Origin of the sequence: Burkholderia sp. PAMC 26561 (assembly GCF_001557535.2) — a bacterium.
GTDB lineage: Bacteria > Pseudomonadota > Gammaproteobacteria > Burkholderiales > Burkholderiaceae > Caballeronia.
The window spans coordinates 1,113,934-1,126,146 of the sequence record NZ_CP014307.1 but is presented as its reverse complement, the minus strand read 5'-3'; the positions used below and the strand labels follow the sequence as shown (position 1 = coordinate 1,126,146).

Genomic DNA, 12,213 nt, shown 5'->3' with positions numbered 1-12,213 from the left:
TTCCCTGCCGGCCGAGGTCGACCATGAGATCGAGCACCACTTGACGAGCTCGGGGTCAAGCGCGCTCGTCACTTCGTCGAACAGAACAACTTCCGGAATCCATCGCCAAGGCCCTGGCGATAGCGAGGCGCTGCTGCTGGCCGCCGGCGAGACCAAGCGAGACGATGATCCACCGGTGAAGTCCTACCGCAGCCAGGTTACGTTGGGAAGCACGGAAAATGCCCATGGTGGTCACACAGTTTTTTCTGACGCGTCACGCAGAACTGCTATTGGGCCTGTCCCACCGGTAATTTTTCGGCGCCCGAGGACAAGCGCCGTGCCGGCGATGACCACCATGCAGGTCACGCCAAGCAGCATTACAGATACGGCCGCCGATTCGGGGCTTGTGTTGAAACGAATACCTTCCCAAAGCTTTCTCGGCAGTGTCTTCACCGACAGGTTGCTGAGGAAGATCGAAGCAACCGATTCGTCGAATGAAAGGGCCATCGCAAGCAGCGCTCCGATAGCAAGGCCCGGAAATAGCAATGGGAAGACGATGGTGCGAAATCTGCGCCACGGATTGGCCCCAAGACTTGCAGCGGCCAGCGACAGCCAAGGATCGATGGAAGTGTACGTTGTGTAAGCGACGAGATAAACCACCGGGAAGATCAGAACTGTATGAGCCAAGATAATACCGGTCTCAGTGTCAACAAGTCCGACGCGCGCGAAGGTCAGATAAGCACCCAGCGCGAAGACAACGCTCGGTACGGTCAAGGGCGATAGCACTATTGCTTCGGCAGTACCTTGAAACCGGAAATGACGACCGAAGCCGAGCACAGTAAGAATCGCCAAAACGACCGTCATAATGCAGGTAGCAGCTCCGATGCGAAGGCTGGTCAGTGCTGCGTCAATCCATTCCTGGCTGCCAAGGACCGTTTCGAACCATCTCATCGAGTAGCCCGGAGGCGGAAAGATGAGCACGTCCGCCGCGCTGAACGATACTGGAATGAGCACGACCAGCGGAAGAAGAATGAAGACAGATATAACGCCAACATAGGCCGGCTCGACGAGCCGCGCGCCGAAGCGCAAAAACGCAGGAGTGTTGTGACGCGATGAAGGTAGGCCTACCGGCTGGCGAAGTAGCGTCTTATCCACCGCCTGTGCTCCCTTATACGGCAAGGTGGATGGCAACGAGCCCGGATGCTGCCAGCGCGAAAACAAGCGCCCGACCGTGGACAACGCGACGACGACGATCGTCGCCGTCACAGCGAGCGTGACACCAAGCGCCGCGGCGAAAGCCCAGTCAGCCCCAGTCTCGATTTCCGACTGGATCACTTGTGCAAGCATTTGCTGGCGTTGATTGCCAAGGAAGGCTGGCGCGATAAAGCTCGCCATGGTGAAAAGAAAGATGATGGTGACGCCGGATTGGATGCCACGAATTGCAAGCGGAACAATTATGCCCATCCAGGCGCGTAGCGGGCTGGCCCCGAGCGTGTGAGCGGCCAGCAGAACGCGCCCGTCGATGCGCCGGAGAACGGTGACGAGAGCGAAGACCATCATCGGGATGGAAGAGTGCACAAGGGCGAGAACAACGGCCGGCTCGCTGAAGAGAAGCGGGAGCGGCTCCGAAATCAGTCCGAGGCTGTGAAGGGTCGAGTTGACAAGGCCCCGTTGTCCGAGGATCGCCAACCACGCGAAAGTCCGCACCAGTATGCTGGTCAAAAAGGGAACCAGCACCAATAGTCCAAGAAGCAGAGCTTTCATTCCGGTCGCTCGGCTCAAGAGCCACGCCAAGGGAAACGAAACGACAAGCGTTATCGCCGTCGATTCCAGACTGATGCGCACCGTCGTCCAGATGACCGTTCGGTAGACCGGACTCCCGAAAATCCGCAAAAAGCGCCCGACGGCATCACCCCCGAACGCTTCCGGCACGATGGCAAGCAACGGAAGAGCGAAAGCGAGGAGGAGCAGGAGGAATACTGGAGCGAGTAGGATAATTCGCCCCCAATCTATGACTAACTTACGTCTCATCTTCTTTTGCTCCCGTTGACGCGTTGCTACTGCATGATGTAAGTGGACCAACGGGCCTTCACAGACTCACGGTTCTTGTTCCACCATTTCGAATCGAGAACTGCCCCGAGCTTGGCGTTGTCGGGATAACTCGGCAGATCTTTCGCGACCGCAGGGTCAAGAAGCTTCAGCGCGTCGACGTTGGTGGGGCCATAGGGGATTTGCCGTGCGAGTTGCGCCTGCGGATCCGGCTGAGCGGCGAAATTGATAAACTTCATCGCTTCCTGAGTATGTGGAGCACCCTTCACCACCACCCACCATTCGGTGTCCGAGACCGAAGCGTCCCAACTGTAAGCCCAATTCGCACCAGCTTTAATGGCATTGTTGACACGGCCGTTCGGGATGAAGGCCATGTCAACCTCACCCTGCTGGATGAGAGCCTGAATATCAGCAGCACCCTTGTAGGCGACGATTTGGTCCTTGATCCGAGCGATAACCTTGAGAGCACGATCCACATCCAGCGGATAGAGATCAGATGGCTTCACACCATCAGCCAGCAGCGCGAATTCAAGCGTATATTCCGGCTCCAACGTCACCGCACGACGGCCTTTCACCGCGGGGTCGAAAAACTGAGCCGGGGTAAGTCCTTTCGGAAACTTGTCTTTGCTCCACGCTAGATTTTGTCCGAACGTGATGTAACCGAGACCGTACTTCGTGCGGAACTGGGCCGGGATGCCATTGGCCTTGATGACTGAATAATCAAGCGGCTGAAGAAGGTTATCCTTCACCTCGTTCGCATAGGCCGAGCTCTCAGCGGAGAGGACGTCCCAGGTGACGTTGCCGCTATCGACCATGGCCTTAACCTTGGCATAGCCCGTGCCGGTGGTGCCGGTAACCTTGGTACCCGTGGCTTTGGCGTATGGCGTAAATAAAGCCTTGGTTTGAGCATCCTGGAAGGAGCCGCCATAAGAGGCAATGACAACCTCTGCCGCATAACTGGCAGACGCAGTCACAAGCAAGCTAACGCCGGCAGCCGCAAGCAAAGTGGCCGAGATGCGATTACGCAGTCTGTTAAATTTCATGGTTTTTCTCCTCAGAAAATTCGCTTCAGGGTGATCATTCACTCGGAAGAACGGCGACGGATGCTGGCTCCCATTGCGCGACGACGGATCTGCCGGGCGCTAGGCTTCCGGCCAGGTCATCTCCACGCATGACGTTGGCGAGCAGGGACTGCCCGTCGGGAAGTTCGAGTGCCACACGCCAGCCCGCTCCGAGGTAGGTGACTTCGCGGATCGTCGCGGGAACGCCAAAGGCACTGTCTGATACGGCTTTCGGTGCGGGATGTAAGGCAACGTTCTCCGGCCTCACCACAATATCGAAAGGCGCCATTGCAGGAGACAGCAATGACTGACAAGCGTCAGCGATCTCATATGCCCGGCCACCATCAACCGCGCTGACACGCAGGATGGAGCACTCGCCAATGAAACGCGCGACGAAATGATTCGATGGCGCGGCATAGATAGTCTCTGGATCGGCGACCTGGAGAAGCTTCCCCCCCGCCATGATCCCGATCCGGTCCGCCATGGCCATGGCTTCCGACTGGTCATGCGTTACGTAGATAACGGTGATGCCCAGCTCCCTCTGAATTCGCTTCAATTCCTGCTGCATCTGGTCGCGGAGCCTTCGATCAAGAGCACCGAGCGGTTCGTCCATAAGCAGGATGTCCGGACCAAAAACGAGAGCGCGGGCAAGTGCGATGCGTTGCTGCTGCCCACCGGACATCTGTGAAGGATACGAAGCCCAGCGATCTGTAAGATTAACCAGGTTGAGCGCCGCTTTCACTCGTGCATCACGTTCGCTACGCCCAACGCCGCGCATCTTCAGTGGATAGGCGACGTTGTCGGCTGCCGTCAGATGGGGGAAAAGAGCGTAGTTCTGGAAGACGACGCCGATGCTTCGCCGATGCGGTGGCACGTCTGAGACAGACTTGCCAGCCATGAGTACCTGGCCTTCGGTCGGCTTATCAAACCCCGCCAGAAGCATAAGGAGAGTTGTCTTGCCCGATCCACTCGAGCCGAGCAGCGCAAAGAATTCGCCGGGCGAGATGTCGAGACTAAGATCGCTCACCGCAGTGACGGTCCCATAGCGTCGGCTGACACCTCGGAAGGAAACGGCAGCGGAAGGCTGGTCGGTCATTCGACGGTCCTACCAAGTTCAAGTGGCGTGAGCGACTCGTATCCGGTTTCCGTAACGAGGATCGTGTCACCAAAGCGGGCTCCGCCAACACCTTCGACATAGACGCCCGGCTCAATCCCAAGGAGCATGCCCGTTTCTAAAACGGTCGGGTCGTTTGCCTTGATCTCGGGAAACTCGGGATCCGAAAGACCGATACCGCGACCGGTGCGATGCTGCATCGCGCGGTCCCAGCCGTGGCGTCCAATGACCGCAACGGCTGCGGCATGTACCTCGCCTGTCGTTACGCCCGCGCGCACCTTGGCCAACGCCGCTTCCTGAGCCTCACGCGCGACGTCCACGATTTTGCGAACATCCGTGGGTAACACGGCCGACCCTACCTTGAGCGGACGGTCGAAACAAATTCCATGCCCAAAGAAAGGCCGGCCGCAATAACACAGCTGCACGATTTCGCCCTCCCGAATAGGACGACCCGCAGCGACGGCATGGGCGCGCCCGGAACGGATGCTTCCGCTCCCCATGACATGAATCCCCTGTAGGAGCGGCGAGTGGTTCTCATCGCCCTTCCACCATTCTGCGGCTCGCCGCATCGCGGCTGTGCGGGAAGCCAGCGCCACTTCCCATTCGGGAACGCCGGGGATTACAGCTTCGCAACTTGCCTTGAACTGGTGAGCAGCGATGTCGGCGCATCGCCGAACAACGTCGATCGTTGCTGCGTCTTTGCGGCGACGTACCTCGCGAAGCATGGCTGAAACGTCCCGGATACGTTCGGTGCCAAGAGCCTCCCTGACCAATTCGAGATTACGTGCCGAGGTGGCGTCGAAGTCGACCCCAATCGTGCGGGCTTGCGGCGCAACTTTTTTTATATGGTCAGCGAGCGCGACTGCGAACGACATAGGAGGCTTCGCCGGCTCTTCCCATTCGATCCATTCGACAGCCACCGGTACACTGCATTGCGCCCGTATCTCCGGTGCTTCAATGCGGGGCGAGACAAAAGCCGCCGCGTCATCCTGCGGCAGGACAAACCAGACTGGTCTGACCGTTGCAATGCCATCTAATCCGGCAAAGAAACGATGATTGTCGAAGCTGGACAGTGCAAGAACGTCGATCCCTTCCTGTTTCATCGCGGTCCGGGCGCGCGCGACTCGATTGCCGTAGTCGGATTCGGAAGGGAACGTAAGCTTAGAATTTGCGGGGTTTTCGTTCATGGTGCCCTCAAGACGGTATTTTTCGGGTAATGGGACGGGCGTGACCAAAGGCGCCACGCGTGCCGCAGATGAGCGCGGCGTAATTCGCTGCATCGACGCCCGCTTCCGCAAGCGATCCACCGGCCAACACGCGACATGCCAGGCGGCCTACGAATGCGTCGCCGGCACCGAGTGTGTCGACGGCATCAACAGGAACGGCGGGCACGAACAGAATCTCGCCTTTATGGCAAACAGTGGCGCCACGAGCCCCCTGCGTGATGGTGACCAGCTCAACGCCTGCGGATTGGGCTGCCTCCAAAACACGCCTCACCTCGTCATCGTCGGCATTGGCACGCGAGAAAGCCGCGACTTTCACATACGGTAGCAGCCCAGCGGCATACTCCAGATTCCGATCAGAAAAATCGAAGGAGATTGCAACGCGCTCGCGAAGCTCAGGAAGCTGATGGTCTAACCGGCTTGTCTCACCAGTGTGAACCAGGTCGAAGGCGGCGAGATATTCGAGATCGGCGCTGTCAAGTTGAAACACAGACACACCTTTCTCGCAAAGACCCCATTTGCGGTTATTGCCGTCATCGTCCATATGAACGGTAGCGAAGGCATTCGCCCCCTCTTCGACACGAAGCCGCGTGAGCTCGATGCCTTCAGCCTGCAGGCTCGAGCGGATCAAATCACCATCGGAATCGGTACCGATCGCGCCAAGATAGGCTGCGTGCATTCCACTCCGTTGGGCATGGACAGCGAAATTCACCGCATTGCCCCCCGGGAACATCAGCTTCTGATTGAAATATCGGTCCACAACATTGTCACCGACGCCACAAACACGCATTTGAATGCCTCAATAAGTTGTCTTAAACATATAACGGCGGTCTGTAAGCAAATGCCCCGTGACCGCTTGGTAGTGTTCTGCCAAACGCTTGGAAAGGGTCGAAAGAAGGAGCGGAGAAATGTCACCGCGCATCGATGCTGGTACGCCGGGAAGGCTGTAGTCCTTCGAATCAATGACGCGGCAACGCTGGGTGTTTTTATTGAGAAAGGCCTCGACCCGGTCAATCACCGGGCGAGTTTCATCTTCACCCTTGAATAGAAGAACCGCCGTATCCGGCTGAACGACCTCAAACGCCCCATGCAAGAACTCGTTCGCGTTGAACCAAGACGCATGCTTCCACTGCATCTCCATGAGATAACACATGGCAAAGCCGTAGCCTGCCCCCTGGTTGGGACCAGCGGACAGGACATAGGTGAACGGTTCGGCCGCAAAGGCAACAGCGATCTCGTGAAGGCTCGCTTCCGCTTCCCCGATTGCCAGCTCAAATGCCTTCGGCACGGCCGAGAAGGCCTGCTCAAATGCCGCAAAATCGAGGTCTGAGCCCGACTCCCTCAGAAGAGCCACCACCATCATGCCGATCAGCACTTGCTTCGGCGCGAGGATGGTTCGGTCGCTGTTGTAGGTGAAAACTTCATTACATTCTGCGGCGAGTTTCGTCGTCTCGTCCTTGGTGAAGCCAATAACGCGGGCGCCGGCAGCGCGCGCCCAGCGGGCAGCTTCGATCGTCTCTTTTGTAGTGCCGTTGTGCGAGGCGACGAGCACCACGGACCCCGGCCCAAGCAGTGCCGGGCGCCGGTGATTGAACTCTTCGCTATTGAGGCAAAAACTTGGAACTTTCGCACTGAGATCGCAACGGTAAATTGCCGCCGAAAAGTCGTTTAGGGAGCCACCACAACCGATCAAGAACAGGTTACGCATCCCGTCTGCCGCTGCCTTAGCTACTCGCTCAATTCTTTCGCGCTGTGCGACCGCAGCTTCGATGACGCGACGGAATTCGGTATCGGGGGAAACTAAATTTGGGTAGGTATTTGTCATGTTTCGCTTTCTGGGTTGGTATGTGATAGCGTTCTCACATGAGAGCGATCTCTTGTGATATCGATCTCATGTGATAACGTTCTCATATCGTTATTTGGTCGTCAAGGAATTTCTATATGACCAACTTCATTTTCATGAACATGCCAAGCAAATTGTTCTGCGCAAAGCCCTACGATCGAATTGGTGTCCCGGTCTGGCCGAGCTTTCCCGCTCAGGAGGCATTGTGAATCTGTCCCATAAGCAGCTTCGATACGTGTGCGAGGTTGCCCGTCTTGGCAGCATCCAGGCGGCCACGGAAACCCTTCACATTTCGCAATCGTCGATACTCGCGGCGATCAGCATCGCGGAAGACGTCTTGGGGGCAAAGATTTTCGACCGGCGACCGTCCCGTGGAATCCAGATAACAAGAGCAGGCGAACGCTTCACCACTGCGGCCCGTACGCTATTAGCCGCGACCGGTGAATTCAATCGTCAGATCGGAGACCTTGTGAAAAGCGCTCCGCAGACATTGCGAGTGGCATGCTTCGAACCGTTCGGCTCGCTCTTCGTTGCCGAAGTACTTCGGCGATTTGTCGCAAAGTACGGGGAAGTTGAAATACTTCTGTACGAAGGCGACCAAGTCCAACTTCGAGAGTGGCTAGCAAATGGTGAGGTCGAGTTGGTCATCACCTACGACATAGGGCCAAGCTTCGGGGACGACTGCACCACCAGCATCTGCAAAATTCCGGCTCATGCGCTCCTTGCGAGCGGTGACCCGCTCGCCGAACAGAACGCTGTTTCCATTGCGGAACTGGCGACACGGCCACTGGTATTACTTGACCTGCCCCAGACGTCGACCTACATAACCAGTCTTTTTGACGTTCTGCCATCAAAACCTCGCGTCGGCTTTCGCGCGCGGTCTTACGAGACTGTAAAGTCTGCAGTATCGGCAGGATTCGGCATTGCGCTCCTCCACATGACGCCTGGCAAGTACTCGACGCCGGATAGGCCAGGATTGGTACGTCGCCCGCTCATCGACAACTTACCAGCACCAACACTCATCGTTGCTGACATGTACGGCAACCATAAGCCCGCGTTTGTAAGGTCCATAATTGAAATCGTCAACGACTTATTCCACGAGATTGGCCCAAATGGTTCTCCGATTGCGGTGCCCGAAGTTGTTCGAACGCTTTTGGATGTGGATTAGCTATTGCTCAGAACTTTTCGCCCCCGCGGCCGCTCAGGAGCTCTGCGTTCATTCCAGAATGTTGGTGCTGCTCAGCAGCATTAGTCGCCTCCGCTGCACCCTCGCGTCGTACGCTCCTTATGGGCCGAGCCTGTCAACAACGACCCGATCTACGTCGTCGTGAAAATGTCAGCGCTCGCCCCGAAGAGTAGAGAGATCAGCGGTGCTCTGCGATCCTCTCTCCAACGGTCTTTCAGCCTTGAACTCGACGTGACGGAGGGGCTCTGCAGCCAGTGCTACATGACGATGCTGTCCTAGGCCGACGTGATCGACGACACTAAGAAACTCCAGCCGTCGCCGGACTCGCACTCGTGGTGTCGGTCCCCGAAGTCTGTATGCCAGACGAAAACGCGGCGCATACGAGCGTTGCGTAGGCGAACCCGGTGAGGGACAGCTCCACGCTCAAGCAGAATGACACGTCCGCGAGCGTGCCTGGCTCGTTACGATCCGTTCGTACAACGACTCGATGCAGAAGGTCTCGAGCCAAAACCGTCTCACTCGGCACGTTTTAAGGCCGCTTCTTCGAACTCGTCAGCCACTATTTGAGGCGGTGCCGCGCAGCTCGCTTGTTCCCGGCGACGCCGTCAGCAGCCTGCCGCTCGCGTCCAGGCCAATCATCGTCAAAGCGGCAGCGGCCGCACCGGCGCCGGCACCCGAACCCCGAGCCCAATAGAAAGTGGTCCCCGCGCGAACGCAGGAACCCGTCGGTGCAACGGTCCAGGCTCCCCGCACAAGGTGCGCCGTAAGCCGGACCGGTGGCTAGTCGATCACTTACGACCCGCCCTGCGGCGACAGCGCGATTTTGTTCGACACCGACGTCACACCGGCCACACTCTTCGCGATATCGCCCGCCTTTTGGATCTGGTCGCCGTCGGGCACCGAGCCCGTCAGCGTGACAGCGCCGCCACGGGAGCGAACGAAGATGTTCGAGATGTCGATCCCGTTCGCCTTGCCTAGCGCGCGGCGAACATCGAGACCGAGCTTACGGTCGGTCTTCTTGGTGGACGTGGACCGGGCCTTTGAGGTTGACGTTGTACCGCCCGTAGCCGCAGCATCGCTCGACTGCGCATACGCGCTCGACGCCACGGCGACGCACACAACGACGCCCAGCGCCTTCAACATATCGACTGCTTTCATGTTTCCCCTTTTCTATCGCTATTGAGAATTCGCAAGTTTATCTTCTGGAGCGCACCAAGCCAGCTGCTTGGTACAACATCCTGCCGCCCTGCGGAACGCGCGGCGATCGGGCGTCCGCGGTACGTACCGCGAGGGTGGCAAAACGTTGCTACGCTCGGTCGCCGCAAGTAAGTTCGCGCGAAATTCCATATGAAATCGATCACTTCTTCGATCGAGCGAAAAGTATTCGCCCACGCAGCAAAACTTCGCCTCTAGCAAATTCACACCGCTTTCCATTCAATCAGTCGTTAGCCTACCTCTGCATCATCTGCCTCAAGAACATGCAGAAATTAGGCGAGTTCCATGCGCGCCCAACAACATCATCGGGAGTCGCGTGCGGGCCTCCTAGAAGAGGGCCTGGGATCGGTTCACAGTTTGCTGCCTTAGATAATTTCCTTGAAATGAACATACAGACAATCACTCCCGTTCAGTCGTACAAACGGTGCACCAACAAGCACGTTTCGTAACCGCTCCATATCAATCACGCCAAACCTCTTCCGGAAGCCCGCTTTTCGAAAAAGAGGCGCTTCTCACCAAGCGCGCGCCTTGACCACCTCTGGGAGCGGTGCTGATCTCATCAACTACTTAGTATTGCTTTAGCGGCCCGTGGTACCGGTCAGAACAAGTGTTGAATTCCGGCGTAAACACCCGATTGGGCATGCCCCGGCAGCGGATTGTCAGTACTAACTGCAGTGCCTGCGTCGTTCGCATTTAGTGCAAAGTTTGCGGTCTTGCTGTTACGTGTCGTCGCAAGCTGCATATTCAGCATGGTACGTTTTGACAAATTGTAAGAGCCACCAACTGTGTACATTGTCGCGTTACCCGCACCCTTGTTCGCATTCACGTGATAAACAGCCGCGATAAGCGCGGCTGCAGGCGTTGCCTGCCATGTCACGCCCCCCCATTCATGGTCGAGCGATGTGGGCGCCACACCTGCCGTGGCCGTTCCGCCTGACGTACGAATCGCTTGGTAAGCACCTTGGATCTTGAACTGTCCAAGGAACAGGTTTGCCATCGCCGTGTATTCGCGCGATGCGGTGAATGGATCGGTGAACTCGCCATTGGCGGCGCTGCGAATTTCGTCGTACATAGCACGTGCCTGAAACAACGCTGACGTGTAGGTTATGTGCGCACCCGCTTCACGCCCTTGTGCTGTCGTGCCATTGCCATTGAAGCTCGTAGCATTTGAGAACGAGTACTGTCCGGCGAAATCAAACCCCAAAAATTTCGGAGATTGATAGGAAACATTGTTGCTGGAAAAGGGCCAATTGCGCCCCCGCACTAACGTTGCAGACGACCAGTTAGATTGCCCGAAGGGGTCGAAGTCCCAGACATCATTCGCAATAAAAAATTGCCGGCCCATCATGAATGTGCCGTATGTGTCGTTAGAAACACCTACTTGTGCATAGCGATTGAAAATACCTTCACTCGATCCTTTACCACTCATGAGGCTGAAACCACTCTCCAACTGGAAGAGTACTTTGTTGCCCCCTCCCAAATCTTCCGAGCCTTTCATACCCCAAAAGCTGCCTTGCCAGTTTCCATCTACGGCTCGGAACCGACTAGTGCTACCTTGAGCGACACCTGCAGAGTTGGGGTTGGTAGGCACGCCGCTCATGTACTCCAGCGCTGCATCTAGTCGACCGTATAAAGTTACGCTGCTTTGCGCATGCGCCTCCAATACCATCCCGATCAATAAGGTCGAAACCAAAAGTTTTTTCATGGTCGTTTAAAAATTTAGGTGTATTAAATATATTCAACAGGGCCTGGTACACGGGTTACTACCTACAAACTTTTATGGACCTCTCGTTTTTTGAAGTTAGCGAAAGTCAACTAGGGCTGCAGCTGAAGCTGAAGCTGAAGTTTTAAAATATGATCTTTGCGACCACCCTACAACGCAGCCTGCTAGGAAAGTTGAACGGGTATTTGCAGGTTCGACTACGGTCTGATAGTTTTCAAACCGAAGCATGTCTACGTCGCTTGCAGACAAAACGAGGGACGACTCACCGCGCAGGCGTCACGAATAGGAGCAAGGACAGAAGAAGCAAAGAAAATTCGCCAATCCATAAGTACTCCATTATTTTTAAGATTTAAATTAGACGTTCTGGGCCGGATCCATCTGCCAACTTTCCATCTGCAAAGCGATGATAAATGCACACCGCTGCGGAACTGAGGCGACTTTGCCATCGGCCAAAATTAACGTAAAATACATAATAGTCAACGCGTTGACACATTTTTCCGCGTAAGTTGAACTTGTCGGCCACGCATAGCAGCCCGGAGAATTCGACACAGACCGCCGCCTCCTTGATGCACGAGGCTTTTGGGCTAACGGAACCGCGTCGAAGGACGACGGCTGAAGCGCCCTGCTCTGCCTGGGGCGTTAGTCTTGCAACGTACCGGTGTCTTTTTTAAGTCGTGCGGCCGCGGCCATACATGCACCGAGAACCCCTTGCACTGGCTACAATCGATTCCATGGATGTGGTCCACAACGTGCGTGGACACGAGAGCTCCTTTTGTCGATGATGTCAACTTGTCCGTTAATTACTAGCGGACACTGGCTC

Annotated in this window: 9 protein-coding genes; 1 reads left to right on the top strand and 8 read right to left on the bottom strand. The window is 56.5% G+C overall.

The features are described 5' to 3' along the window. Positions 1 to 231: 231 nt before the first annotated feature. From AXG89_RS20685 to AXG89_RS20660, 6 genes are all read right to left on the bottom strand, one after another. Positions 232 to 1,923, bottom strand: a complete 1,692-nt coding sequence (locus tag AXG89_RS20685) for an ABC transporter permease subunit (protein WP_062172200.1) — start codon at positions 1,921 to 1,923, stop codon at positions 232 to 234. Between the two features lie 113 nt (positions 1,924 to 2,036). Continuing rightward, positions 2,037 to 3,071 carry an ABC transporter substrate-binding protein gene (locus AXG89_RS20680; RefSeq protein WP_062172197.1) on the bottom strand — a complete coding sequence of 345 codons (1,035 nt, stop codon included), beginning with the start codon at positions 3,069 to 3,071 and terminating at the stop codon, positions 2,037 to 2,039. A gap of 34 nt (positions 3,072 to 3,105) precedes the next feature. Next, the gene (locus AXG89_RS20675) at positions 3,106 to 4,185 is read right to left on the bottom strand and encodes an ABC transporter ATP-binding protein (RefSeq protein ID WP_062172196.1); all 1,080 of its coding nucleotides are present in this window, start codon (positions 4,183 to 4,185) and stop codon (positions 3,106 to 3,108) included. Continuing rightward, positions 4,182 to 5,390 carry a M24 family metallopeptidase gene (locus tag AXG89_RS20670; protein ID WP_062172194.1) on the bottom strand — a complete coding sequence of 403 codons (1,209 nt, stop codon included), beginning with the start codon at positions 5,388 to 5,390 and terminating at the stop codon, positions 4,182 to 4,184. Before AXG89_RS20670 ends, AXG89_RS20675 begins: the two co-directional genes overlap by 4 nt. Positions 5,391 to 5,397: 7 nt before the next feature. Next, positions 5,398 to 6,186, bottom strand: coding sequence for a PfkB family carbohydrate kinase (locus tag AXG89_RS20665; RefSeq protein WP_162916089.1), 789 nt, complete (start codon positions 6,184 to 6,186; stop codon positions 5,398 to 5,400). A gap of 39 nt (positions 6,187 to 6,225) precedes the next feature. Then, a complete protein-coding gene (locus AXG89_RS20660) occupies positions 6,226 to 7,251 on the bottom strand; it encodes an SIS domain-containing protein (protein ID WP_062172190.1) in 1,026 nt (341 codons plus the stop codon). 70 nt (positions 7,252 to 7,321) lie between these two features. Between AXG89_RS20660 and AXG89_RS20655 the strand changes: the two genes are divergently transcribed. Beyond that, a complete protein-coding gene (locus tag AXG89_RS20655; protein ID WP_236873431.1) occupies positions 7,322 to 8,437 on the top strand; it encodes a LysR family transcriptional regulator in 1,116 nt (371 codons plus the stop codon). An 810-nt stretch (positions 8,438 to 9,247) separates the two neighbouring features. Here AXG89_RS20655 and AXG89_RS20650 read toward each other — a convergent pair. Both AXG89_RS20650 and AXG89_RS20645 read right to left on the bottom strand, forming a co-directional pair. Further along, on the bottom strand, positions 9,248 to 9,613 hold the full coding sequence (locus AXG89_RS20650; RefSeq protein WP_062172186.1) for a BON domain-containing protein: 366 nt from the start codon (positions 9,611 to 9,613) through the stop codon (positions 9,248 to 9,250). A gap of 655 nt (positions 9,614 to 10,268) precedes the next feature. Further along, positions 10,269 to 11,375, bottom strand: coding sequence for a porin (locus tag AXG89_RS20645; protein ID WP_062172184.1), 1,107 nt, complete (start codon positions 11,373 to 11,375; stop codon positions 10,269 to 10,271). Between the last annotated feature and the right edge of the window lie 838 nt (positions 11,376 to 12,213).

What these genes read in the sequence shown, in the direction of transcription:
- AXG89_RS20680 (WP_062172197.1), bottom strand. Translation starts at nt 3,071, where the DNA reads ATGAAATTTAACAGACTGCGTAATCGCATCTCGGCCACTTTGCTTGCG.
- AXG89_RS20675 (WP_062172196.1), bottom strand. Translation starts at nt 4,185, where the DNA reads ATGACCGACCAGCCTTCCGCTGCCGTTTCCTTCCGAGGTGTCAGCCGA.
- AXG89_RS20670 (WP_062172194.1), bottom strand. Translation starts at nt 5,390, where the DNA reads ATGAACGAAAACCCCGCAAATTCTAAGCTTACGTTCCCTTCCGAATCC.
- AXG89_RS20660 (WP_062172190.1), bottom strand. Translation starts at nt 7,251, where the DNA reads ATGACAAATACCTACCCAAATTTAGTTTCCCCCGATACCGAATTCCGT.
- AXG89_RS20650 (WP_062172186.1), bottom strand. Translation starts at nt 9,613, where the DNA reads ATGAAAGCAGTCGATATGTTGAAGGCGCTGGGCGTCGTTGTGTGCGTC.
- AXG89_RS20645 (WP_062172184.1), bottom strand. Translation starts at nt 11,375, where the DNA reads ATGAAAAAACTTTTGGTTTCGACCTTATTGATCGGGATGGTATTGGAG.